24 protein-coding genes and 2 pseudogenes are annotated in these 24168 nt (G+C 70.3%); 4 read left to right on the forward strand and 22 right to left on the reverse strand.

Features of this window, described 5'->3' with window-relative positions; all coding sequences use genetic code 11:
- Nucleotides 1-50: 50 nt before the first annotated feature.
- Genes ispG through dxr form a run of 3 tightly spaced genes read right to left on the reverse strand, consistent with a single transcriptional unit; the run spans nt 51 to nt 3653 of the window.
- Nucleotides 51-1211 carry a flavodoxin-dependent (E)-4-hydroxy-3-methylbut-2-enyl-diphosphate synthase gene (ispG, locus tag G6N25_RS01840; RefSeq protein ID WP_083072817.1) on the reverse strand — a complete coding sequence of 387 codons (1161 nt, stop codon included), beginning with the start codon at nt 1209-1211 and terminating at the stop codon, nt 51-53.
- 49 nt (nt 1212-1260) lie between these two features.
- Nucleotides 1261-2481 (reverse strand): M50 family metallopeptidase, encoded by a 1221-nt coding sequence (locus tag G6N25_RS01845; protein WP_083072819.1) that lies wholly within the window; start codon nt 2479-2481, stop codon nt 1261-1263.
- The gene (gene dxr, locus G6N25_RS01850; protein WP_083072821.1) at nt 2478-3653 is read right to left on the reverse strand and encodes a 1-deoxy-D-xylulose-5-phosphate reductoisomerase; all 1176 of its coding nucleotides are present in this window, start codon (nt 3651-3653) and stop codon (nt 2478-2480) included. The genes G6N25_RS01845 and dxr overlap by 4 nt, the downstream gene beginning before the upstream one ends.
- Nucleotides 3654-3737: 84 nt before the next feature.
- Between dxr and G6N25_RS01855 the strand changes: the two genes are divergently transcribed.
- Nucleotides 3738-3992, forward strand: a complete 255-nt coding sequence (locus tag G6N25_RS01855; RefSeq protein ID WP_071510275.1) for a DUF2631 domain-containing protein — start codon at nt 3738-3740, stop codon at nt 3990-3992.
- Here G6N25_RS01855 and G6N25_RS01860 read toward each other — a convergent pair.
- The 8 genes from G6N25_RS01860 to pyrH all read right to left on the reverse strand — a co-directional run bounded on the left by G6N25_RS01860 (nt 3985) and on the right by pyrH (nt 10269).
- A complete protein-coding gene (locus G6N25_RS01860) occupies nt 3985-4782 on the reverse strand; it encodes a DUF4097 family beta strand repeat-containing protein (RefSeq protein ID WP_083072823.1) in 798 nt (265 codons plus the stop codon). The genes G6N25_RS01855 and G6N25_RS01860 overlap by 8 nt on opposite strands.
- 42 nt (nt 4783-4824) lie before the next feature.
- Nucleotides 4825-5307 carry a histidine kinase gene (locus G6N25_RS01865; protein WP_083072825.1) on the reverse strand — a complete coding sequence of 161 codons (483 nt, stop codon included), beginning with the start codon at nt 5305-5307 and terminating at the stop codon, nt 4825-4827.
- 49 nt (nt 5308-5356) lie between these two features.
- A complete protein-coding gene (locus G6N25_RS01870) occupies nt 5357-6214 on the reverse strand; it encodes a cytochrome c biogenesis CcdA family protein (protein WP_163672338.1) in 858 nt (285 codons plus the stop codon).
- Nucleotides 6214-6699, reverse strand: a complete 486-nt coding sequence (locus G6N25_RS01875; RefSeq protein WP_083072827.1) for a protein disulfide oxidoreductase — start codon at nt 6697-6699, stop codon at nt 6214-6216. The genes G6N25_RS01870 and G6N25_RS01875 overlap by 1 nt, the downstream gene beginning before the upstream one ends.
- A gap of 126 nt (nt 6700-6825) precedes the next feature.
- The gene (gene rlmN / locus G6N25_RS01880; protein ID WP_083072829.1) at nt 6826-7932 is read right to left on the reverse strand and encodes a 23S rRNA (adenine(2503)-C(2))-methyltransferase RlmN; all 1107 of its coding nucleotides are present in this window, start codon (nt 7930-7932) and stop codon (nt 6826-6828) included.
- Nucleotides 7933-7963: 31 nt separating this feature from the next.
- Nucleotides 7964-8845: a phosphatidate cytidylyltransferase gene (locus G6N25_RS01885; RefSeq protein WP_232065674.1), complete on the reverse strand. Its 882-nt coding sequence runs from the start codon at nt 8843-8845 to the stop codon at nt 7964-7966.
- Nucleotides 8846-8867: 22 nt separating this feature from the next.
- A complete protein-coding gene (gene frr, locus G6N25_RS01890; protein WP_083072832.1) occupies nt 8868-9425 on the reverse strand; it encodes a ribosome recycling factor in 558 nt (185 codons plus the stop codon).
- Between the two features lie 10 nt (nt 9426-9435).
- The gene (pyrH, locus tag G6N25_RS01895; RefSeq protein WP_083072834.1) at nt 9436-10269 is read right to left on the reverse strand and encodes a UMP kinase; all 834 of its coding nucleotides are present in this window, start codon (nt 10267-10269) and stop codon (nt 9436-9438) included.
- A 307-nt stretch (nt 10270-10576) separates the two neighbouring features.
- On the opposite strand from pyrH, the gene G6N25_RS01900 reads away from it, so the two are divergent.
- Nucleotides 10577-11281 carry a winged helix-turn-helix domain-containing protein gene (locus G6N25_RS01900; protein WP_083072892.1) on the forward strand — a complete coding sequence of 235 codons (705 nt, stop codon included), beginning with the start codon at nt 10577-10579 and terminating at the stop codon, nt 11279-11281.
- A gap of 202 nt (nt 11282-11483) precedes the next feature.
- Here the strand turns inward: G6N25_RS01900 and G6N25_RS01905 are convergent, their stop codons facing one another.
- Complete coding sequence (locus tag G6N25_RS01905) at nt 11484-12041, reverse strand: MPT63 family protein (protein WP_083072836.1); 558 nt, start codon at nt 12039-12041, stop codon at nt 11484-11486.
- 131 nt (nt 12042-12172) lie between these two features.
- Here G6N25_RS01905 and G6N25_RS01910 point away from each other — a divergent pair, with 131 nt between their 5' ends.
- Nucleotides 12173-12592, forward strand: a complete 420-nt coding sequence (locus G6N25_RS01910; RefSeq protein WP_083072837.1) for a MarR family winged helix-turn-helix transcriptional regulator — start codon at nt 12173-12175, stop codon at nt 12590-12592.
- A 4-nt stretch (nt 12593-12596) separates the two neighbouring features.
- Here G6N25_RS01910 and G6N25_RS01915 read toward each other — a convergent pair whose 3' ends face one another.
- Genes G6N25_RS01915 through rpsB form a run of 3 tightly spaced genes read right to left on the reverse strand, consistent with a single transcriptional unit; the run spans nt 12597 to nt 15701 of the window.
- Nucleotides 12597-14006: an amidase gene (locus tag G6N25_RS01915; RefSeq protein WP_083072838.1), complete on the reverse strand. Its 1410-nt coding sequence runs from the start codon at nt 14004-14006 to the stop codon at nt 12597-12599.
- A 32-nt stretch (nt 14007-14038) separates the two neighbouring features.
- A complete protein-coding gene (tsf, locus tag G6N25_RS01920; RefSeq protein WP_083072840.1) occupies nt 14039-14854 on the reverse strand; it encodes a translation elongation factor Ts in 816 nt (271 codons plus the stop codon).
- 10 nt (nt 14855-14864) lie between these two features.
- Nucleotides 14865-15701, reverse strand: coding sequence for a 30S ribosomal protein S2 (rpsB, locus tag G6N25_RS01925; protein WP_083072842.1), 837 nt, complete (start codon nt 15699-15701; stop codon nt 14865-14867).
- A 238-nt stretch (nt 15702-15939) separates the two neighbouring features.
- Here rpsB and G6N25_RS01930 point away from each other — a divergent pair.
- Nucleotides 15940-16422: pseudogene (locus tag G6N25_RS01930) on the forward strand (M23 family metallopeptidase); the annotation flags it as partial.
- A gap of 124 nt (nt 16423-16546) precedes the next feature.
- Here the strand turns inward: G6N25_RS01930 and G6N25_RS01935 are convergent.
- The 7 genes and pseudogenes from G6N25_RS01935 to G6N25_RS01965 form a co-directional block, all read right to left on the reverse strand.
- Nucleotides 16547-17835 (reverse strand): annotated as a pseudogene (locus tag G6N25_RS01935) (IS110 family RNA-guided transposase).
- 331 nt (nt 17836-18166) lie between these two features.
- Nucleotides 18167-19057, reverse strand: a complete 891-nt coding sequence (locus G6N25_RS01940; protein ID WP_083077585.1) for a tyrosine recombinase XerC — start codon at nt 19055-19057, stop codon at nt 18167-18169.
- A 33-nt stretch (nt 19058-19090) separates the two neighbouring features.
- Nucleotides 19091-20263 carry a lactate 2-monooxygenase gene (locus G6N25_RS01945; protein WP_083077586.1) on the reverse strand — a complete coding sequence of 391 codons (1173 nt, stop codon included), beginning with the start codon at nt 20261-20263 and terminating at the stop codon, nt 19091-19093.
- Between the two features lies 1 nt (nt 20264).
- The gene (locus G6N25_RS01950) at nt 20265-21110 is read right to left on the reverse strand and encodes a siderophore-interacting protein (RefSeq protein ID WP_083077588.1); all 846 of its coding nucleotides are present in this window, start codon (nt 21108-21110) and stop codon (nt 20265-20267) included.
- A complete protein-coding gene (dprA, locus tag G6N25_RS01955) occupies nt 21111-22271 on the reverse strand; it encodes a DNA-processing protein DprA (protein ID WP_083077589.1) in 1161 nt (386 codons plus the stop codon). It abuts the gene before it with no gap.
- Nucleotides 22268-23779, reverse strand: a complete 1512-nt coding sequence (locus tag G6N25_RS01960; protein WP_083077590.1) for a YifB family Mg chelatase-like AAA ATPase — start codon at nt 23777-23779, stop codon at nt 22268-22270. Before G6N25_RS01960 ends, dprA begins: the two co-directional genes overlap by 4 nt.
- Entirely contained in the window at nt 23779-24165 is a 387-nt protein-coding gene (locus G6N25_RS01965) for a YraN family protein (protein WP_083077598.1), read from the reverse strand. The genes G6N25_RS01960 and G6N25_RS01965 overlap by 1 nt, the downstream gene beginning before the upstream one ends.
- Between the last annotated feature and the right edge of the window lie 3 nt (nt 24166-24168).

The raw sequence follows: 24168 nt of genomic DNA on the forward strand, positions 1-24168 counted from the left end.
CGAACTCTCTGTGCTGCGAACCGAGGATCAGTGAAAAGGCATTGGCCCTATCAGCTTACGGTCACAATCGGCGAACCGCTCGTTTCTGCTCCAGGATCGGTTCCCATTTTCGAGGCCAGCCGCATGGCCTCCTCGATCAGCGTCTCGACGATCTGGGCTTCGGGCACGGTTTTGATCACCTCGCCGCGAACGAAGATCTGCCCCTTGCCATTTCCCGACGCGACGCCCAGATCGGCCTCGCGGGCCTCGCCCGGGCCGTTGACGACGCAGCCCATCACCGCGACCCGCAGCGGAACGTCGAGGCCGTCCAGGCCGGCGGTCACGGCGTTGGCCAGGGTGTAGACGTCGACCTGGGCGCGACCGCACGACGGGCAGGACACGATCTCGAGCGACCGCGGCCGCAGGTTCAGCGACTCGAGGATCTGGCTGCCGACCTTGACCTCCTCCACCGGCGGCGCGCTCAGCGACACCCGAATGGTGTCGCCGATCCCCCGCGACAGCAGCGCCCCGAAGGCGACCGCCGACTTGATGGTGCCCTGGAAGGCCGGACCGGCCTCGGTGACGCCGAGGTGCAGCGGGTAGTCGCACTGGGCGGCCAGCTGCTCGTAGGCGGCGACCATCACGACGGGATCGTTGTGCTTGACGCTGATCTTGATGTCGGAAAAGCCGTGCTCCTCGAACAGCGAGGCCTCCCACAGCGCCGACTCGACCAGCGCCTCGGGCGTGGCCTTGCCGTACTTGGCCATGAATCGCTTGTCCAGCGAGCCGGCGTTGACGCCGATGCGGATCGGGATGCCGGCCTCACCCGCGGCCTTGGCCACCTCGCCGACCCGGCCGTCGAACTCCTTGATGTTGCCCGGGTTCACCCGCACCGCCGCGCACCCGGCGTCGATGGCGGCGAAGATGTACTTCGGCTGGAAGTGGATGTCGGCGATCACCGGGATCTGGCTGTGCCGGGCGATCTCGGCCAGCGCGTCGGCGTCCTCCTGGCGCGGGCAGGCCACCCGTACGAGATCACAACCAGCCGCAGTCAATTCCGCGATCTGCTGCAGCGTCGTGTTGACGTCATGGGTCTTGGTGGTGCACATCGACTGCACCGAGATCGGGTGGTCGCTGCCGACCCCGACGTCGCGGACCATCAGCTGGCGCGTGGGGCGCCGGGGGGCCAGCGTCGGCGCCGGCGCCTCCGGCATGCCCAGGCCAATGGTCATGTGCGCCGCTCCTCCTCATCGCTTCGCTCTGCATCGTCGCCGGCGCGGGTCACTGGAAGAGCCTGATCGGGTTGACCAGGTCGGCGGTCACGGTCAGCAGCATGTAGCCGACCACGAACACCAACACCACGTACGTGGCGGGCATGAGCTTCAGGTAGTTCACCGGCGCGGCCGCGACCATGCCGCGGGCCGACCGGATGAGGTTGCGGACCTTCTCGAACACCGCGATGGCGATGTGGCCGCCGTCGAAGGGCAGCAGCGGCACCAGGTTGATCGCGCCCAGGATGAGGTTCAGCTGGGCCAGGAAGAACCAGAACGCCACCCACAGCCCGTGGTCGACGGTGTCGCCGCCGATGATGCTCGCCCCGACCACGCTCATCGGCGTCTGCGGGTCGCGCTGCCCGCCGCCGATGGCGTGCACCAGCGCGCCGACCTTGGTCGGGATCGTGACCAGCGACTTGCCCACCTCGACGGTCAGGTCGCCGGTGAAGGCGAAGGTGGCCGGTATCGCCGAGAGGACCCCGTAGTGCGCGGGCCCCTGCCGGACGGCGCCGACGCCGATGGCGCCGACGGTGGCGGGCTGGGGCTGACCCTGCCCATTGGCCCCGTTGGCGAGAAAGCGCTGGGTGGGCGTGACGTCGACGTAGGTGGTGATCGGGGTGCCGTCGCGCTCGACGACGATCGGCACGGTGCCGCGCAACTTGCGCACCGCGGCAGCCATGTCGTCGAAGCTGGACACCGGGGTGTCGCCGACCTTGACGACGACGTCGCCGGCGCGGATCCCGGCGAGCGCCGCCGGACCGGGCCCGGTGCAGTTCCCGACCTTGCCCGGGGAGACTTCCGGTGCCACACAAGCGGTTTCGCCGACGACGGCCCTGCTGGGCGCGTGCAGGTTGGGCAGGCCCCAGACCAGCGCGATGCCATAGATCAGCGCCAGGCAGATGACGAAGTTCATGCCCGGGCCCGCGAACAGCGTCGCGACGCGCTTCCAGGTCTTCTGCTTGTACATCGCGCGGTCGGCTTCCTCGGGCGCCAGGTCCTCGACCGGCGTCATGCCGGCGATGTCGCAGAACCCGCCCAGGGGAACGGCCTTGACGCCGTACTCGGTTTCGCCGCGCCGTGTCGACCACAGCGTGGGGCCGAAGCCGACGAAATAGCGGCGCACCTTCATGCCGGTGGCGCGGGCGACCCACATGTGGCCGCACTCATGCAGGGCCACCGAGATCAGGATGGCGAGCGCGAACAGCACAATGCCGATAGCGAACATCATCGGGTTGGTAGGACCTCCTGTGTGACCGCCCGCTGCGCGCGCTCGCGGGCCCAGCGTTGCGCGTCGAGTACGTCATCCACGGTAGCCGGTGAAGCGGCCCATTGGTCGGCGGCGTGCAGCACGTCGGCGATGGTCCTGACGATCGCGGGGAAACGGATGCGGCCTTGCAGGAACGCCTCCGCCGCCTCCTCGTTGGCGGCGTTGTAGACGGCGGTCATGCAGCCGCCGGTCTGCCCGGCGTGCCGGGCCAACTCGACCGCGGGGAAAACGTCGCGGTCCAGCGGCTCGAATTCCCAGCTAGAGGCGGTCGTGAAGTCGCAGCTTATGGCCGCCCCGGGCACCCGGTGCGGCCACCCGAGCGCCAGCGAAATCGGCAGCCTCATGTCCGGGGGGCTGGCCTGGGCGATCGTCGAGCCGTCGACGAAGGTGACCATCGAATGAACAATCGACTGGGGGTGCACGACGACGTCGATGCGGTCGTAGGGAACGCCGAACAGCAGGTGGGTTTCGATGAGCTCGAGCCCCTTGTTGACCAGCGACGCCGAGTTCAGCGTGTTCATCGGGCCCATCGACCAGGTCGGGTGGGCGCCGGCCTGCTCGGGGGTGACGGCCTCGAGGTCGGCGGCGGTCCAGCCGCGAAACGGCCCGCCGGAGGCGGTCAGCACCAGCCTGGCGACCTCGTCGGGCGCGCCACAACGCAGGCACTGGGCCAGCGCGGAGTGTTCGGAGTCGACGGGCACGATCTGGCCCGGCCGCGCCGCCCGCAACACCAGCGGACCGCCGGCGATCAGCGATTCCTTGTTGGCCAGCGCCAGCCGGGCCCCGGAGGCGAGCGCGGCCAGGGTCGGTCGCAGGCCCAGCGCCCCGACCAGCGCGTTGAGCACGACGTCGGCGTCGGTCTCCTCGACCAGCCGGGTGACCGCGTCGGGCCCGGTGAAGGGGACGTCGCCGAGCTTGGCCGCCGCGCGCTCGTCGGCGATGGCGACGTTGGTGACGCCGGTCTCGGCGCGCTGGCGGGCCAGCGTGTCCGGGTTCGCGCCCCCGGCGGCCAGGCCTACCACCTCGAAGCGGTCCGGGTTGGCCGCGATGACCTCCAGCGCCTGGGTGCCGATCGAGCCGGTGCTGCCCAGCACCAGCACGCGCAGGCGGCCGTCGGCGGTCGGGTTGGTCACTCACCCATTGTGCCGTGCGGCGCCGCGCGGCGGGTGTGCCAGAATCTGTGTGCAGAAGCCGATCCGATCCGAAGGGGATTCGCCGTGGCCAGTACCGAGGTGGAGCACTTCAACGGCGTCGACGTCGCCGAGGTGCCGTCGGCGGCCTGGGGGTGGAGCAGGATCAACATCCGCACCTGGCACACCACCGGGGTGGTCATCTTCATATTTCTGCTGGCGATGCTGCGCGGCAACCACGTCGGCCACGTCGAGAACTGGTTCCTGATCGGATTCGCCGCGCTGACGCTGTTCGTGCTGGTGCGCGATTGGTGGGGTCGCCGGCGCGGCTGGATCAGGTAGCCGTCGCCGGGTTCGCCCGGCGGATGTTGACGTCTCCGGAGCCGCTGCGCACGTTCAGGACGAAGGTCTCGTCGCCCTGCTGCGGGCCGTCCGACGGCCGCAGGTCGTTGCTGACGTCTCCGGATGCGGTGACGATGTCCAGCCGGGCCGCGGTGCCCTCGGCGATCCCGACCGCGACGTCGCCGCTGCTGGTGTGGGCCGACACGCCGCCACGGACGGCCGCCGCGACGTCCACCGATCCCGACGCGGTCCGCGCCCTCACGTGGCCGCGCAACCGGTCGACGGTCAGCGAGCCGCTGGCGGCCTTGAACTTCAATTCGCCGTCGAGGTCCCCGACCGTCACGTCGCCCGAGGCCGTGCCCACCAGGGCGCTGCCCTGCACGGCGTGCACGGTGAATGAACCAGACGCGTTGGCCGCCTTGATCTTTCCCTTGACGGAGTCGACCTCGACCTTTCCACCGGCCGACCCGAGCCTGAAGTCGGCGAGTTCGCCCTCGGCGCGCAGGTCGGCCGACGCCAGCGACGCGTGCAGCCGCGAGAGTGACGGCAGGGCGATGTCGACGTCGATGGCGCCGCCCCGGAAGCCGCGTCTGGTGCAGGAGACGACGAGCTTGCCGTCGCGGAAGTCGACGCGGGTGCGCTCGGCGGCCCGGACGTCGGAATCCCGTGATCCGTCGCGCGGGCGGACTTCCACGACGGTGTCGGCGCGGTCGGTGGCCGCGAGCCGGATCGAGCCGTCGCCGGCTTCGATTCGCACGGCGATCGGCTCGGGGGTCGCAAAGGTCGGCATGTTCGTTCTCCTTCGTTTTTGTTGATGGTGTTTTCGGTGGTGTCAGCGCACCCAGCCGGTAACCCGGTGCCCGGAAGCGCGGCCGGACTCGGGCCCGGCGGCGTGACCGCTCGCCGCGGCCGCCGCGCGCACCAGCCAGGAGTTCAACGACGCGCCGTCGCGGCGGGCGGCGGCCTCGACCGTTGACCTCAGCGCCTCGGGAAGCCGCAGGGTGACCCGCCAGGTGCCGCCGCCGGCGTCGTCGTACTGGGCGACGAACGCATCCTCGTCGGGTGCTTCGTCGAGCGGCGCGCTGACGATGAACTCGGGGTCTCGGCCGCGCAGCCGCACCTCCACGGATCGGGGCGCGAGCTCCCCGGTGATCTCTTCGGCGGCGGCCGCCAGCGCTTCCAGCAGCGCCAGTCGCATCGCCGACTCCAGCGGGGCGCTCAGCCGGTCGGCCAGGTCCCGCGCCTCCGCGCCGGCGGTTGCCGCGGCCACGTTCAGCTCGTGGCGGACGGCGTCGACATACGGTTGCAAATCCATGGTGTCATGGTGACACTACTTTGATGTCATTGCAAGTGTCGCGATGGTGCTAGCGCCGTCTCCGTCGGCGCCAGGTGCCTGCGAATGCGCCGATGACCAGCGCGGATAGCGCCACCAGCCACGGCACCACGCCATGTTGGTGCGCCCAGCCGGCCAGCGCTCCCTGCAGCCGACCGGCCGACGCGATGACCGCATCCTGGGGGTTCGCGTTGGTGGTGAACAGGCGCAGCTCGTAGACGCCGTAGTAGGCGACATACAGCCCGACCAGGACCAGCAGCGCGCCGCCGATCCGGTTGACGAAGGGCAGGACTCGCCGCAAGCGATCGGCCAGGGCCGTGCTCGCCATCGCTGCGGCGATGGCGAGCACGCCCACGACCAGGGTCAAACCCGCGACGTAGGCGAGGTAGACCACGGCTCCCGTGAGGACCGATCCGGCCCGGAGGCCGGCGGCGGTGACCGCCAGGAACGGCCCGATGGTGCACGACAGCGAGGCGATCGCATAGCTGACGCCGTACCCATACATGCCTATGAGCCCCCGCGCGCCCGGCGCCCAGCGCGGGCCGAGCGGCCGGGGCGTCAGCGCGGTGAGCTCCCGGCCCGCCAACAGCCAAACCCCCAGCGCGACAAGCACACTGCCGATGACCACGGTCCCGTACGGCAGGTAGCGCTGCACGGTCGCGGCCGCCGAGATGGTCAGCGCGCCGAACGACCCGAAGACCGTGAGGAAGCCGAGCGCCATCCCGACTGTGGCCGCCAGCGCGCGGCCTATCGGGGCCCACCCGCGCCGTTCGGGTTGCTGCCCGCGGACAACGAGAAGCAGGTACGCGGGCAGCATGGCGAACCCGCACGGGTTCAGGACCGCGACCAGTCCGGCGGCGAAGGCCAGGCCGGCGAGACCCTGGTCCATTAGGACGTCAGCGCGGCGACCCGGCCGGACAGCTCCTGCTGGGACATCGCCGAGGTCGGGTTGTTGATGAAGGTCGAGCTGCCGTCCGCCCGGTAGAACACCCACGCCGGCTGCCAGGGGACGTTGTAGCGGGCCCAGATCGAGCCATCGGCGTCGTTGAGGGTGGTGAAATGCAGGTTGTACTTGGAGACGAAGTTCTGCATGGCGCCAACGTCCGAGTGCGCCGCGATGCCGACGAACGTCACACCCGGATTGGCGGCGGCGACCTGACTGACGGATGGGGCCTCGGCGTTGCAGAACGGACACCATGGCGTCCAGAACCACAGCACCGCCGGCTTACCTTCCAGGCTGGCGCCGTTGAATGGCGCGCCGGCGAGGGTGGTCCCGGTGAATTGCAGACGATCCTCGGCCTCCACCCGCGACGCGTCGGCCAGCCCGACTGTCAGCGCGGCCACGATGGCTAATAACACGCGAAAGATGCTCATGCGCGAGAAACGTGTGGGCCGTCTTCGCGGTTCATGCGCCTGGGATATTCGCGGTTCATGCGCCTGGGATATTGACTCTGCGGCCACCAGGGGCCCTACTCGCACTTTCGCCTGGTGGACGCAGAGTCAATGGCGGGAGTCGGCGGCCAGCTGTCCGCAGGCGGCGCTGATCTCACGACCGCGGGTGTCTCGCACCGTGCACGAGACCCCATTCGCCCGGACCCGACGGACGAACTCCCGCTCCACTGCCTTCGGGCTGGCGTCCCAATCGCTGCCCGGGGTCGGGTTGAGCGGGATCAAATTCACGTGGACCAGCGGCCCCAACGCGCGATGCAGCCGCTTACCCAGCAGATCCGCCCGCCATTCCTGGTCGTTGACGTCGCGGATCAGCGCGTACTCGACCGAGACCCGCCGACCGGTCACGTCGGCGTAATACCGCGCGGCATCGAGGGCCTCGGCAATCTTCCAGCGGGTGTTCACCGGGACCAGCGTGTCGCGGAGCTCATCGTCGGGCGCGTGTAGAGATAGCGCCAGGGTCACCCCGAGCCGCTCGTCGGCCAACTTCCGGATCGCGGGCACCAGACCCACCGTGGACACCGTCACCGAGCGGGCCGAAATCCCGAAGCCGTGGGGGTTCGGTTCGGTGATGCGCCTCACCGCGGCCAGCACCTTCACGTAGTTGGCCAGCGGCTCCCCCATGCCCATGAAGACGACGTTCGAGAGCCGGTCGCCGAAGTCGTCGCGTAGGGCCGCGGCGGCGGCGCGCACCTGTTCGAGGATCTCGGCCGTCGACAGGTTGCGGGTCAGTCCGCCCTGGCCGGTCGCGCAGAACGGGCAGGCCATGCCGCAGCCGGCCTGCGACGAGATGCACACCGTGTTGCGGTCCGGGTAGCGCATCAGCACCGACTCGACGGTGGCACCAGCCGGGTCGTTAACGGCCCGCCACAACGTCTTTCGGGTCTGGCCGGCGTCGCAGCTGACTTCTGTGGCCGCGGTGAGCAGGTTCGGGAACATCGCCTCGGCGATCGGGGCCCGAAGGGCCGCGGGAAGGTCGGTCATCTGTTGCGGGTCGGCGATCAGCCGGGCGTAATACTGGTGCGCGAGCTGCTTGGCGCGAAACGGCGGGAGGCCCAGCTCCGCGACGGCCGACGCGCGGCCGGCCTCGTCGAGATCGGCCAGGTGCCGCGGCGGCCTGCCGCGGCGCGGCTCGGAGAAAACCAATTGTTGGACCATGACGTGTCCAGTATCGGTCACGGCGCGGGCCTCAGGGCACCAGCGTGAGCACCGTCCACGCCGCGACCGCCGACGGCAGCACGCCGTCGAGCCGGTCCATCAGACCGCCGTGGCCCGGAAGCAGGCGGCCCATGTCCTTGATGCCGAGGTCACGCTTGATCTGGGACTCCACCAGGTCGCCCAGCGTGCAGGTGAGCACCAGGACGACACCCAGCAGCGCGCCGACCCATGGCGGTTTGCCGGCCAGGAAGGTCGCGGTCAGGATGGTCGCGGTGATCCCGCACACCAGCGAACCGGCGAATCCCTCCCAGGACTTCTTCGGGCTGATTGTCGGGACCATCGGATGCTTGCCCCACAGCACGCCCACGGCATAGCCGCCCACGTCGGACGCGACCACGGCGATCATCAGGCAGAACACCCGTCCCGCGCCATCCTTCGGGTAGACCAGCATCGCACCGAAGGAGGCGAACAGCGGGACCCAGGCGGCCAGGAAGATCGTGGCCGACGCGTCCCGCAGGTAGTTTTTCGATGACTCCGAGGCGCCCTCGTGTCCGCGGTTGTCCTGCATCAACAGCCGCCAGATCATGCAGACCACGACCGTGGCGCCGAAGCCGGCCAGGGCGCCGGCGGCATGAAATGGCCAGGTCAGCCAGACGGTGACCTGGCCGCCGACCAGCAGCGGGATGACCGGAATGAGGTATCCGGCTTCGCGCAGCCGGCGCACCACCTCGTGGGTGGCCACCACGATGGCGATCGCCACGATGAGGACCCAGAAGCGCGGGGCGAAAAGCAGCGTCACGACGAGGACGCCGCCGATGGCGACGCCGACGGCGATCGCGGCGGGCAGGTCGCGGCCGGCCCGGGACGTCTTCCTGGCCGGCGGGGTGCCTGCGCCGGCATCGGGGGTCGCCACGGATTCGGTTGCTGAGCGGCCGCTAGACCTCCAGCAGCTCGCCTTCTTTGTGCTTGACCAGCTCATCGATCTGAGTGACGTACTGGTGGGTGGTCTTGTCCAAATCCTTTTCCGCCCGGCCGACCTCGTCCTCGCCGGCCTCGCCGTCCTTGCGGATGCGGTGCAGCTCCTCCATCGCCTTGCGGCGGATGTTGCGCACCGAAACCCTGGCGTCCTCCCCCTTGTGTTTGGCCTGCTTGACCAGCTCGCGCCGACGCTCCTCGGTGAGCTGCGGCACCGCCACCCGGATCAGGGTGCCGTCGTTGGTGGGATTCACCCCGAGGTCGGAGTTGCGGATGGCCGTCTCGATGGCGTGCAGCTGACTGGCCTCGTACGGCTTGATGACGACGAGCCGCGCCTCGGGGACGTTGATGCTGGCCAGCTGGGTGATCGGGGTGTTGGTGCCGTAGTAGTCGATCACGATCCGGGAGAACATGCCCGGGTTGGCGCGGCCGGTCCGGATGGTGGACAAGTCGTCGCGGGCCACCGATACGGCCTTCTCCATCTTCTCTTCCGCATCGAAGAGAGCCTCGTCAATCATCGTCTTCCCCTCAGGTGGTGACCAGCGTCCCGATCTTCTCACCGGCGACCGCACGGGCGATATTGCCATTGGTCAGCAGGTTGAACACCAGGATCGGCATGCCATTGTCCATGCACAGGCTGAACGCGGTGGCGTCGGCCACCCGCAGCCCCCGATCGATGACCTCGCGGTGGCTGATCGCGGTGAGCAGCTCGGCCTCCGGATTCTTCCGCGGATCCTCGGAAAACACGCCGTCGACCGCCTTGGCCATCAGCACCACCTCCGCGCCGATCTCCAACGCCCGCTGCGCGGCGGTGGTGTCGGTGGAGAAGTACGGCAGCCCCATGCCCGCCCCGAAGATGACCACCCGGCCCTTCTCCAGGTGGCGCACGGCGCGCAACGGCAGGTAGGGCTCGGCCACCTGGCCCATGGTGATCGCGGTCTGCACCCGGGTGACGATGCCTTCCTTCTCCAGGAAGTCCTGCAGCGCGAGGCTGTTCATGACCGTGCCCAGCATCCCCATGTAGTCCGAACGCGTGCGCTCCATGCCGCGCTGCTGCAGCTGCGCGCCGCGGAAGAAGTTGCCGCCGCCGATGACGACGGCGACCTGCACGCCGTCGCGGACCACCTCGGCGATCTGGCGGGCGACCTGCGCCACGACGTCGGGATCCAACCCGACCTGGCCGCCGCCGAACATTTCGCCACCGAGCTTGAGCAACACCCTGGAATACTTGGCCCGGCCCCCGGGCGGGCCGGAAGCCAGTCCCTTCTCCGGTGACGATGCCGGTACGCCGTTGGTGCTGTTCGGCGGCTCCGGCTTCGCGGCCGCCGCGCCGGCGACTGGGGACTCCCTGGGCTCCGTCATCAGACTCCTCGCATGAGAGTGCCATCCCGGGTGATCCCCATCCGGAACGGCACCTCACATCCTGCCTCATCGCGGCGCGCCGTGGCGTGGGCGGGGTGCATTATCTGCGCGGTCGCCGGTTTGCGCGAATCCTGGGTCCCGGCAACGGCGGGAGGCCAACCGGTGGGACCCGTCGGGTCGGGCCGACCGAACGCACTAAACTTTGCATAGTTTCGCTCTGAATAGGGTATTCAGCGCTGCGCTGCAGGCATCTCCCCGCGAGGTGCCTACGGGTCGGGGGCGATAGCAGACCCTCATGAGTTTGGAGATGTCCTTGGACGTTTTACTGCTTACCGATCAGGACGATTTCGGATCGGCGCTACCGACTCTGAGGTCATTCACCCACACCGTGCGGCACGCCCCCCTCACCGAGGAGGTTGGCGGGCATGGCGATAACACCGACGTGGCGATCATCGACGCGCGGACCGACCTCGACACGGCCCGGACGGTATGCCGCCGATTGACCGCCGACGCGCCGGCCATCGCGGTGGTGGCCGTGGTCGCCCCGGCGGACTTCGTGGCGGTGGACGTCGACTGGCACTTCGACGACGTGCTGCTGCCCGCGGCCGGGACCGACGAGCTGCAGGCACGCCTGCGGATGGCGATCGCACGCCGGCGAAGCGCGATGGACGGCACGCTGAAGTTCGGCGACCTCCTCCTTCACCCGGCCAGCTTCACGGCGTCACTCGACGGCAAGGACCTGGGCCTGACGCTCACCGAGTTCAGGTTGTTGAATTTCCTTGTGCAGCATGCCGGTCGGGCGTTCACGCGCACCCGGCTGATGCACGAGGTGTGGGGTTATGACTGCAAGGGTCGTGTCCGCACGGTCGACGTTCACGTGCGGCGGCTGCGCGCCAAACTCGGGGCCAGGCACGGATCGATGATCGACACCGTCCGCAGCGTGGGCTACATGGCGCCCACGCCGCCGCAACCGGAATGGGTCCTGACCGAGCCGATGCTGTCGCCGATCTAGTCACAAGGCGCACCGGCGCGCGCCTGCGCGCGCCTCCGCCGGCGCGTCGAGACTGCGGTGGTTGCGGCGCCCAGGGCGAAAAGCTAGCCGTGGACGCAGGCTCGATGCCGCCAGCGCAGACTCGGCGCCAGCGGCGTCTGGTCATAAACCCCCGACGAAGGTATGGATCGCCGTAGCGCGGGGAGACAACGCAGCTATCGGATCAGGCGTGCGCCGCCGGGGCGGGCGGGGCACCCGGTGCCGGACTTGAGTTCGGGGCGCCGGGCGCCGAACCCCCCGGCACGTTCGACGTCCAGATCAGGATGTCCTGCATCCCGTCGTTGTAGACGACGCCGTTCGGGGGCGCGCCGGTCACGTCGAAGTACAGCGTGCCGGTCGACTCGCTGCCCTGCGGGATCGGCGCCGGGTTGAGGCCGTTGGGCGCCCCGACCTTGTCGATCACCCGGTAGTTCTGGCCGTTGGGCCCGCGGGCGATGAAATCGTTGACCATCGGCGTGACCAGCCCGCCGTCCGACCTGGCGGTGACGTCCGCCTGGTAGAGCGTCCCCTTGGGCGTGTAGCCGGGAATCGCGGCGCTGCTGGGCTGCAGGTTGCTCACCGTGTAGTCGGTGACCAACGCCCCGTCGACGAGTTGTTCGCTGGTCCCGAACCCCTGAATGTTGGGCGGCGCGGCAAACGCGGCAGCTGCGGTCAAAACGCCTGCGGCCGCGATTCCCCCGGCCGCGATGGCACTCTTCACAGCGGTTGTGGTGACCTTCATGCTCATTCCTTTCGTGTCGAACAGTCGCTCGCCCCGAGGGCGACAACCGCACAAAGGCCCGCATAGCCCGTCGCGGCATGCCTAAACCCCCCTCGGTGAACAAGCGCTCGGGGTATGTCAATATCGTTGACATGGTCCAGGCCGAAGACGCGCCGCTCGGTTACCTGCTCTACCGGGTGGGAGCCGTTCTGCGGCCGGAGGTTTCCGCCGTCTTGAACCCGCTGGGCCTGACGCTGCCCGAATTCGTTTGCTTGCGCATTCTGTCGATGTCCCCGGGGCTGTCCAGCGCCGAATTGTCCCGGCACGTGGGCGTCACACCGCAGGCGATGAACACGGTGCTGCGCAAGCTGGAAGACGTCGGCGCGGTGGAACGACCGACGTCGGTGTCCTCCGGCCGCGCGTTACCGGCCACGCTGACCGGTCAGGGGCGCGCCCTGCTGAAGCGCGCGGAAGGCGCGGTGCGCACCGCCGACGGCCGCATCCTGAGCAAGCTGACCGCGGCGCAACAGCGCGAGTTCAAGCGGACGCTCGACAGGCTCGGGTCCGACTGACGCATCACCCGGCGGCCTGGATGCGGGCCCACGGCCGGGCCTCCTCGAATTCATAGGCCAGCTCCAGCAGGAGCGCTTCCTGCCCGAGGTCGGCCGACAGCATCACGCCCACCGGCATGCCATCGGCGGATTGCCCCAGGGGCAGGGAAATCGCCGGCTCGCCGGTGACGTTCTGCAGCGGCGTGAACGCGACCCAGTCGATGAGCCGGTCCATCACCTGGTCGTAGTCGGTGGGGGCCAGGTAGCCGATCCGCGGCGTCTCGTCGGCGACGGTCGGCGTGAGCACCGCGTCGTAGGTGCGAAAGAGCGCCGCGGTGCGCCGCCGCAGCCGGCGCAGCCGCACGATCGCCAGCGGCAGCCGGTGGAGGTTGCGGCTGGTGTGCCGGTCCAGGCCGAGCGTCAGGCCGTCCAGCCGGGCGCGGTCGAACGTGTCGCCGAACACGCGGCGTCCGCTGCGCACCTGGGCCAGCGCCAGGAAGCCCCAATACAGCACGAAGTCGTCGACGAAGCTGGCCGGCGCCGGGGGCTCGGCCAGGTGTTCGACGCGGTGGCCCAGTTCCTCGAGCGCCGCCGCGGACTTCAGCGTCAGCTCGCGCACCTCGGGGCTGGGTTCGCGCTGGATCGATCGGGTCAACACGGCGATGGTCAATCGCTGCCGGCCCGGGCGCGTGACGTCCCCGATAGGCGCCAGCTTCGGGTTGCGGAAGATCCGCTCGGCCTCGCGGTAGAAGGCGGCGGTGTCCCGCACCGAGCGGGTCAGCACGCCGTTGGCGACGATGCCCACCGGCATCCGGCGCAGCTCCGGGTCCAGCGGCAACCGGCCCCGCGACGGCTTGAGCCCGACCAGGCCGTTGCAGGAGGCCGGGATGCGGATCGAGCCGCCGCCGTCGTTGGCGTGGGCGATGGGCACCACGCCGGCGGCGACGAACGCGCCGGAACCCGAGGACGAGGCGCCCGCGGTGTGGTCGGTGTCCCACGGGTTGCGGACCGGACCGAGCCGGGGGTGTTCGGCCGACGCGCTGAACCCGAATTCCGACATCTGCGTCTTGCCCAGCGAGGTGAGCCCGGTTCCCAGGTACAGCCGGGTGAACTCGCCGTCGGCGGCGGCGTCGCGCGGGGTCCACGCGTCGGTGCCCCGCATCGTCGGCTGGCCCGCGACGTCGACGTTGTCCTTGACGAACGTCGGCACGCCACCAAAGAAGCCGCCCGCGGGATCGGCTTTGGCGGTTTCCCGGGCCCGCTCAAACGCCTCGTACGCCAGGCCGTTGAGGGCCGGGTTGACGGCCTCGGCGCGGGCGATCGCGGCCTCGACGACGTCGGCCCTGCCGACCGAGCCGGCCCGTAGGGCGTCGGCCAGCCCGACCGCGTCGAGGTCGGCGAGGGCGTCGTCACCGAAAGCGTGCACGCGTCGCATAGCAGCGACGCTAGCCCTCGCGGCCGACCGGCTTAAGCCTGGCCCACCTCGAAGCGGACGAACCGGGTCACGGTCACGCCGGCCTCGTCGAGCAGGGCCTTGACGGTCTTCTTGTTGTCGGACACCGACGGCTGCTCGAGCAGCACGGCGTCCTTGAAGAAGCCGTTCAGCCGGCCCTCGACGATCTTGGGCAGCGCCTGCTCCGGCTTGCCCTCGGCCTTGGCGGTCTCCTCGGCGATGCGGCGTTCGCTGGAGACCACGTCCTCCGGCACGTCGCCGCGGGACAGGTAGCGGGCCTTGAGCGCGGCGATTTGCAGGGCGGCCGCGTGGGCGGCGTCGTTGTCCGAGCCCTCGAACTCGACCAGCACGCCCACGGCGGGCGGCAGGTCGGCGGCGCGCTTGTGCAGGTAGGTTTCGACGTTGCCGTCGAAGTACTGCACGCGGCGCAATTCGAGCTTCTCGCCGATCTTGGCCGACAGGTCGGCGATGGCCTGTTCGACGGTCTTGTCGCCGATGCTGGCCGCCTTCAGGGTGTCGACGTCGGTGGCCTTGGCCGCCAGCGCGGCGTCGACGATCTGGTCGGCCAGGGCCTGGAACTCGGCGTTCTTGGCGACGAAGTCGGTCTCGGAGTTCAACTCGACCAGCGCGCCACCCTTGGCCGCGACCAGGCCCTCGGCGGTGGCCCGCTCGGCGCGCTTGCCGACGTCCTTGGCGCCCTTGATGCGCAGCGCCTCGACGGCCTTGTCGAAGTCGCCGTCGGTCTCGGCCAGCGCGTTCTTGCAATCGAGCATGCCGGCGCCGGTGAGTTCCCGAAGCCGCTTGACGTCGGCGGCGGTGAAGTTCGCCATCTCAGCCTTCCTATGAGGGGTCGGTGGTCGATTCGGTGGCGCCCGCAGCGGCTTCGGTGGGGGCGGCCGTCGTTGTCGCCGAGGCCAGCAGCTCCTGCTCCCACTCGGCGAGCGGCTCGGCGGACTCCGCCTCGGGCTTGCCGTCGCCGCGTCCCACGCCGGCGCGGGCCTGCAGCCCCTCGGCGACCGCGGAGGCGATCACCTTGGTCAGCAGCGCGGCCGAGCGGATCGCGTCGTCGTTGCCCGGGATCGGGTAGTCGACCTCGTCGGGGTCGCAGTTGGTGTCCAGGATCGCGATGACCGGGATGCCCAGCTTGCGGGCCTCGCCGACGGCGATGTGCTCCTTGTTGGTGTCGACGACCCAGATCGCCGACGGCACCTTGTTCATGTCCCGGATGCCGCCGAGGCTGCGCTCCAGCTTGTTCTTCTCGCGGGTCAGGCCCAGGATTTCCTTCTTGGTGCGGCCCTCGAAGCCGCCGGTCTGCTCCATCGCCTCGAGCTCCTTGAGGCGCTGCAGCCGCTTGTGCACGGTGGAGAAGTTGGTGAGCATGCCGCCCAGCCAGCGCTGGTTCACGTACGGCATGCCGACGCGGGTGGCCTCGGCCGCGACCGACTCCTGCGCCTGCTTCTTGGTGCCGACGAACAGCACGCTGCCACCGTGGGCGACGGTCTCCTTGACGAACTCGTACGCCTTGTCGATGAAGGTCAGCGTCTGCTGCAGGTCGATGATGTAGATGCCGTTGCGGTCGGTGAAGATGAACCGCTTCATCTTGGGATTCCAGCGACGGGTCTGATGCCCGAAGTGGGTGCCGCTGTCCAGCAGCTGCTTCATGGTGACTACGGCCATGCTCGTGCCTTACGTGTGTCGGTTGTCGCCCGGCTTCGGGTGAGGCCGGGCCCTGGCGCCCGCGGAATGCCGCACCCGTCCTGAACGTCCTGGACGGGACCGCACGGCAATCGGTTGGCTGCGGGCGCGTGAAGTCAGCCCGCTGACGCGAGCTGCGCCGAGAAGTTTACACGCCGTATTCCACAGGGTTGGCCGCGGTGACTGGCCGGCCCGCTGCGTGCTGCGCTGAACTGAGCCGATGCGATGGGCGGCGCTTGCCCTGTGCTGGGCGCTGGTCGGCGCGGCGCCGGCGGTTGCCGACGACGCCCGGCTGGACTGGCCGCTGCGGCCGCCGCCGACCGTCGTCCGGGGTTTCGACGCGCCGTCGCCCGACTGGAACCCCGGGCATCGCGGCGTGGACCTGGCCGGCAGTCCCGGCCAGCCGGTGTACGCCGCCGGCGCCGCGACGGTGGTGTTCGCCGGGCTGCTGGCGGGGCGGCCGGTGGTGTCGCTGGCCCATCCCGGCGGGTTGCGGACCAGCTACGAGCCGGTCCGGGCCGCCGTCCGGGCAGGTCAGGCCGTGACGGCGCGGACCGTGATCGGCGAGTTGGTGGCCGGGCATGCCGGTTGCGCGGCCGCGGCGTGCCTGCACTGGGGCGCGATGTGGGGCCCGGCGTCGGGGGCCGACTACGTCGATCCGCTGGGCCTGCTGAAGTCCACCCCGATCCGGCTCAAGCCACTTGGCGGCTAGCGCTTTGCGGCGCCGAGCAGACGCAGACTCGCACGATCCGGGGCCCGGACGTGCGAGTCTGCGTCTCACTCGAAAATGTGGTGACCCGAAGCGGGTGAGTCGCTGGCCCCTGGTGTTAGGCGACTTCGGTGAGTGGTTCGAGGATGACGTTGTATCCCAGGGCTTCGAGCTGCTTGATGGCGTTGGCCTTGGTCTTGCTGGGGTGGTGGCGGGTGTAGTAGCCGGGGCCGGGGTCGCGGTAGAAAGCGCCGTTGATCAGCATGTTGTAGGCGTCGGTGAGCATCTTGTGTTCCAGGGCGACCAGGGCGATCATGCCCGCTGGTGAGCTGTGCTGGGCTTTGGTTCTGTTCCTGCGTTTTGGCTGGGGTGGGCGGCTGCCGGCGATGCGTCGGTAGCGGGCGTTGTAGTAGGTGTCTTTGCTGCGGGCCGCCGAGAGGGCCGCGACCCCGAGGCGGCTTTGAGGTAGCGGTTGCCCGCTCGGGTGGCCGCTGATTTGACCCGGCCCGCTGATTCGTTGCAACCGGGCACCACCCCAGCCCACGACGCCAGGTGCGCCGCAGTGGGAAACACGCTCATGTCCGCGCCGGTCTCGGCGATGAACACATCGGCCACGATCGTCGAAAAGCCCGGGATGCTCATGAGTAACTCCCGGATGGCTTGAAAGGTTGGATCGCCTCCTCGATGCGTTCATCTAGGCGGGCGACGTCGGCGTCGTGGGCGTCGATGCGATCCAGATACAACCGCGTCATGAACGCGTGATGGTCGTTAAACCGCCCGCGCAGCTCTCGGTGAGCGCGGGGATCTTCTCCCGCAGCCGTTGTTTGGCCAGATCAGCCAGCACCGCCGGATCGCGCTGCCCGGCGATCAGCGCCTCGAGCATCGCCCGCCCGGAGACCCCGACGATGTCAGAGGCCACCGCCGACAGTTTGATCCCGGCGTCTTCGAGCAGTTTCTCTAGCCGCTGAATCTCCTTGGTACGCGCCCGGGTGATCATGGTGCGCGCCCGCGTCAGATCGCGTAACTCCCGAATCGGCTGCGGCGGCACGAACGAGGCGCGTACCAGCCCGTGTGCGCCCAGGTCAGCCAGCCACATCGCATCCGAGACATCGGTCTTGCGGCCAGGCACATTACGCACCGCCTTAGCGTTGGCCAAGATCACCGGCAGCGCATCTTCAAGCAGGTAGTAAAACGGCTTCCAATAATCCGACGTCGATTCGATCACCACACAGCTGACCTGCTCAGCCAGCAGATGCTCGCGCAACGCCAGGATCTGGCTGGTGGTCGAACCCACGTGCTCACCGTCGTCGTGGTGGCGCGCCGACCCTGACCCTGAACCCGGACACAGACCTTGGCGTCCTTCTTGGAAACATCAAGGCCTGCACACCGCCGATGGACCACCTCCATGATCAATCACCTCATCATCTAGAACCTGTTGTTAATCAGCGTGTTCCGGGAAGAGTGAAAACAAACAGGAGTCTCACTCGCGTGCTCACAGGCAACAAACCACGGCCCCCGCACAACCACGGGGTACCCTTCGTCCCAAGCTGCTCGGCGTGCTCACGACAACACAGACGCAACGGGATCCACCGAAACACCCCTCCAGCGTCAACCCCGCCAGCACGCCAAGCAACCACCTAGCCACGCCGAACGACACCACCAAATTTTCATCCCCCACGGCGGGGCCTCAGCCCCCCAGATAGCTGCTCGCGCCACCTAGGCGCCACTTAGGCCACACTTAGGCCCGCGGGTGGGCCTGGTCGTGCACCGCCCGCAGCCGGGACACCGCGACGTGGGTGTAGAGCTGGGTGGTCGCCAGGCTGGAGTGGCCGAGCAGCTCCTGGACAACCCGCAGGTCGGCCCCGCCCTCGAGCAGGTGCGTGGCCGCGCTGTGCCGCAGCCCGTGCGGCCCCATGTCGGGCGCGCCGTCGACCGCGGCGACGGTCTGGTGCACGACGGTGCGCGCCTGGCGCACGTCGAGCCGCCGGCCGCGGGCGCCCAGCAGCAGCGCCGGCCCCGAGTCCGCGGTCGCCAGGGCGGGACGCCCGTCGGCCAGCCAGGCGCGAAGCGCGTCGGCGGCCGGCACCCCGAACGGTGCGGCGCGCTGCTTGTTGCCCTTGCCGAGGACACGCACCAGCCGATGCCGAGCGTCCATGTCGTCGACGTCGAGGCCGCACAGCTCGCTCACCCGGATGCCGGTGGCGTAGAGCATCTCGACGATCAGCCGGTCCCGCAAAGCCATCGGATCACCTTGCGCCGCAACGGATTTCGCGGCCGTCATGGCCTCCAACGCCTGGTCCTGGCGCAGCACCGCCGGCAGGGTGCGGTGGGCCTTGGGCACCTGCAGCCGAGCCGCCGGATCGCCGGTGAGCAGGCCGCGACGCGACGCCCACGCGGTGAACGCCTTGACCGACGAGGTGCGACGGGCCAGGGTCGTGCGGGCCGCGCCGGCGCCGGCCGCGCCGGCCAGCCACGCCCGCAGCAGCGGCAGGCTCAACGCGTCCAGGCCGCGCCCGTCCAGAAACGCGAACAGCGAGCGCACGTCGCCGAGGTATGCGCGGCGGGTGTGCGCCGAGCGGCCGCATTGCAGGGCCAGGTACTCGTCGAACTCCTCGAGGATCGCCTCCACGCCCCCACGGTCGCAGGCACCGCCCGCGCAGCCTCAGTCGACGCGCCGAAGCGTGTCCGGGGTGAGATCTTTGAGCGTCCGATATCCGTCGACGGCCATGATCAGGTCCGCCTCGGCGAGCAGCGCGCGCAGGACGTGCACGACGCCGTCGACGCCCCCGAGCGCCAGGCCGTAGGCGTACGGGCGGCCGACGCCCACCGCGGTCGCGCCCAGCGCGAGCGCCTTGATGACGTCGGCGCCGCTGCGGATGCCCGAATCGAAGAGCACGGGCAGCCCGTCGGCGGCCTCCACCACCCCGGGCAGGCAATCGATCGCGGGCAGGCCGCCGTTGGCCTGCCGGCCGCCGTGGTTGGAGCAGTAGATGCCGTCGACGCCGCCGTCCCTGGCGCGCCGGGCGTCGTCGGGGTGGCAGATCCCCTTCACGAGCAGCGGCAGGTCGGTCAGTGACCGCAGCCACGGGAGGTCGTCCCAGGTCAGCGGCGATCCGAAGACCTGCACCCAGCGCAGCACCGCGCCTTGCGGATCCTCCTCCGGCGGGCGCTGCAGGCCGGCGCGAAACACCGGGTCGCTGGTGTAGTTGGCCAGGCAGTGCCCGCGCAGCTGCGGAAAGTTCGACGTGCTCAGGTCCCGCGGGCGCCAGCCCGTGACCCAGGTGTCGAGGGTGACGACGATGCCCTTGAAGCCGGCCGCCTCGGCGCGGTGCACCAGGCTCGCGGCCAGGTCCCGGTCGGTCGGGGTGTACAGCTGGAAGAACCCGGGCGTGTCGCCCAGCGCGGCGGCGACGTCTTCCATCGGGTCGACGGTCAGCGTCGAGGCCACCATCGGGACGCCGGTGACCGCGGCCGCGTGGGCGGTGGCCAGGTCGCCGTGGCCGTCCTGCGCGCAGAGGCCGATGACGCCGATCGGCGCCATGAAGAGCGGCGACGGCAGGGTCATCCCGAACAGCTCGACGGACAGGTCGCGTTGAGCGGCGCCGACGAACATCCGCGGGATGAGCCCCCACCGCTCGAAGGCCGTGCAGTTGGCCTGCTGCGTGCGCTCGTCGCCCGCTCCCCCGGCGACGTAGGACCACACGGACGGCGGCAGCGCCGCCTCGGCCTTGCCCTCGAGCTCCGCGAAGGCCATCGGCAGCGACGGCACCACCCCGCCCAGGCCCCGCAGGTAGATCTCGTTCTGGTAGTCCCCGAAATGGGGCGGCACTGCCATGTCAGCCGGCCTCCGCCTCGGCCAGTTCTTTCTTCCACTGCCGGAACGTCTCTTCGGTGCGGCCGCGCCGCCAGTAGCCCGAGATCGACGACGCCCATTTGGCGTCCACGCCGCGCTCGTTGCGGATGTAGGGCCGCAGGTTGTGCATGACGGCTTGCGCTTCGCCGTGGATGAAGACGTGCACCTGCCCGGGCAGCCACGGGGCGTTGGTGACGGCGTCGATCAGCGGCGCGAAGTCGCCGGCGCGGTCCTCGGGAACCAGATCGGCGCGGCCGCCGCGATAGATCCAGCTGACCTCGACGGATTCCGGTGCGGTCAAGGGGATCTCGTCTTCCTGGCCGGCGACTTCGATGAACGCCTGGCCGACGGCGTTGGGGGGCAGGGCCTCCAGCGCCGCGGCGATGGCCGGCAGCGCCGACTCGTCGCCGGCCAGCAGGTGCCAGTCGGCGGCCGGGTCGGGGGTGTAGGCGCCGCCGGGCCCCATCAGGTAGATCGGCTGGCCGGGTTGGGCCGCCGCGGCCCACATGCCCGCGACCCCGTGCTCGCCGTGCACGACGATGTCGATCGTGAGCTCGCGGGCGGCGGCGTCGACATGGCGGACCGTCATGGTCCGCACCGAAGGCCTTTTGTCGGGGGGCAGGCCGGCGAAGCTGTCCAGGGTCAACGGCCGGGGCAACCCGGCCACGTCGACATCGTCCGGGACGAACACCAGCTTGACGTACGAGTCGGTGAATTTGCTCGGCACGAAGGCGTCGAAATGACCGCTCCCAAGCACCACCCGGACCATGTGGGGCGTGAGCTGGTGAGTGCGGACAACTTCGAAGCTCTGCAGAGGTCGACCTGCCACTTATCCTCCTGTCCAGACCCGACCCCCGTCGACTATACGAGCGGCGCCACGGACAATTCGCCATCGCCCGTCGTCGCGCAGCGCCAGCCCGGCCACCTCGAGGATCGCCAGCGGCCCCAGCACCCGCTCAGGCGGCAGTCCCGACGCGACCGCGATCTCGTCGACGCTGGCGGCGCCGCGGCCGGGCAATGCCTCGTACACCCGGCGCTCGGCGTCGCTCAGCCCGTCGAGCGCCGTGGCCGGGTGCGGTTCCTCGGGTGCCAGCTCGCCGATGCGGCCGACGAGCTCGACGACGTCGTCGGCGCGGGTGACCAGTTCGGCTCCGTTGCGCAGCAGCGCATGACACCCCGCCGACGCCGACGACGTCACGGGCCCGGGCACCGCGGCCACCACCCGGCCCAAGGCCCGCGCCCAGGCGGCGGTGCTCGCCGCGCCGCTGCGCAGGCCCGCTTCCACCACCACGGCCGCCCCCGCGGCGGCGGCGACCAGCCGGTTGCGGGTCAGGAACCGGTGCCGGGCCGGGCGGACACCCGGCGGGTATTCGGTGAACAGCAGCCCGTGCCGGCCGATGCGATGCAGCAGCGTCGAATGACCGGACGGATAGGGGATGTCGAGCCCGCCGGCGAGCACGGCGACGGTGATCCCGTCGCAGTCGAGCGCCGCGCGGTGCGCGGCGCCGTCGATGCCGTAGGCGCCCCCGGACACCACCGCGACGTCGCGCTCAACCAGCCCGGCCGCCAGGTCGGCGGCCACCTGCTCGCCGTAGCCGGTCGAGGCGCGGGTTCCGACCACCGCGGCCGCGCGCTGCGCCACCTCGTCGAGGCGGGCGGGTCCCAGTGCCCACAACACCAGCGGCGGCCCGCCGCGGGACCGGACTTCGGCGCCGTCGAACGCGGCGAACGCGAGCAGCGGCCACTCGTCGCAGCCGGGCGTGATCAGTCGCCCGCCGCGACGGGCGAGCAATTCGAGATCCGCTGCGGCCCGGTCTATTTCGCGCCTCGCCTCGGTGTGCCGTGCCACGCCGTCGTCGACCAGCCCACGCCGGACGCGGTCGGCCGCCTCCACCGCGCCGGCGCGGTTCACCAGGGCGGCCAGCTCCGCGCACGGCGGTTCGGCCACCCGCGACAGGTAGGCCCATGCCCGCGACACCGGATCGCTCATCGCCGCGCCCCCGCTTGCCGGAAGCTGAGCGCGGCGGCGACCTCGTCGAGCCCGGGCGATGCCAGGCCGGCCAGGTCGGCCAGGCTCCACGCGACCCGCAACGTGCGATCCAGGCCGCGGATGCTGAGCAGCCCGCGGTCCAGCGCCCTTTTCAGCGGGTCCATCGCGGCGTCGCCGGGGCGAAACTTTCGCCGCAGCAGCGTCCCGCTGACTTCGGCGTTGGTGCGGAACCCGTAGGGTCGCCAACGCTCGGCGGCCGCGTCGCGCGCCGCCGCCACCCGCCGGCGCACCTGCGCCGTCGATTCGCCGTCGGTGACCGCGAATGCCCCGGCGCGCACCGGATGCATCTGCACCCGCAGGTCCACCCGGTCCATCAGCGGCCCGGACAGCTTGCCCAGATAGCGGCGTTTGGCCGCCCCGGCGCAGACGCAGTCCTGCGGATCGGCCGGCGCGCACGGGCACGGGTTGGCCGCCAGCACGAGCTGGAAGCGGGCCGGGTAGCGGGCCACGCCGTCGCGGCGGGCAAGGCGAATTTCCCCGTCCTCCAACGGTGTTCGCAGGGCTTCCAGCGCGCTGACGCGGATCTCGGCGCATTCGTCGAGGAACAGCACGCCGCGATGCGCCCGGCTGACGGCGCCGGGGCGGGCCATCCCCGAACCCCCGCCGACGAGCGCCGCCACGGTGGAACTGTGGTGTGGCGCCACGAACGGCGGCAGGGTGATCAACGGAGTATCCGCCGACAGCAGCCCCGCCACCGAGTGGATCGCGGTGACCTCCAGGGACTCGCTTTCCGACAGCGGCGGCAGCAATCCCGGAAGACGTTGCGCCAGCATCGTTTTGCCCACTCCGGGCGGCCCGGTCAGCATGAGGTGATGCGCCCCGGCGGCGGCGACCTCCACCGCGAACCGCGCCTGCGCCTGCCCGACCACGTCGGCCAGATCCGCCGTCGGCTCCGGCTCCGTGACGCCCGCGCTGATCCTGTGGTGCAACCCGCCGGAGCCGCCGAGCCAGCCCTGCAGTTGCCGCAGCGTGCGCACGCCCCAGACGTCGATCCCGTCGACGAGGCTGGCCTCGGCCAAGTTGTCGGCCGGGACGACGACGGCCGGCCAGCCGTCGCGTTTGGCGGCCAGCACGGCGGGCAGCACCCCGCGCACCGGCCGGACCCGCCCGTCCAGCGAGAGCTCGCCGAGCAGCACCGTCTTTTCCAGGCGTTCCCACGGGTGCTTGCGCTGCGCCGAAAGCACCGCGGCGGCCAGCGCGATGTCGTAGACCGATCCCATCTTCGGCAGCGTCGCGGGCGAGAGCGCGAGCGTGAGCCGGGCCTGGGGCCAGCTGTTGCCGCAGTTGGTGACCGCCGCGCGGACCCGGTCCCGCGACTCCTGCAGGGCCGCATCGGGCAGCCCGACCAGGTGCACACCGGGCAGCCCGGAGGTGATGTCGGCCTCGATTTCCACGATCGCGCCGTCCAGCCCGCGGACCGCGACCGAGAACGCGCGCCCCAGCGCCATCAGCCGATCCCCTGCAGGTGCGTGAGCTCCGGGGTGCGGCCTGAATTTTTAGGCCCGACCCGCACCCCGATCACGTCGATGCGCAGCGCCGCCCACCGCCGGTCTTGTCCCGCCAGCCACAGCGCGGCCAGCCGGCGCAACCGCGCGACCTTGCGGGGCGTCACCGCGTGCGCCAGCCCGCCATAGCCGTCGCCGGTGCGGGTTTTCACCTCGACGAACACCACCGTTCCGGTGGCCTCGTCGGCGGCGATCACGTCCAGCTCGCCGTAGCGGCAGCGCCAGTTGCGGCTCAAGATCCGCAACCCCATCCTCGTCAGGTGGTCCACGGCGAGCGCCTCGCCCATCGCTCCCAGCTGGATCCGGGTCATCGTCGTTTCGGTGGTCATGGC

The sequence above is a fragment of the Mycobacterium heidelbergense genome (assembly GCF_010730745.1).
GTDB classification, from domain to species: domain Bacteria; phylum Actinomycetota; class Actinomycetes; order Mycobacteriales; family Mycobacteriaceae; genus Mycobacterium; species Mycobacterium heidelbergense.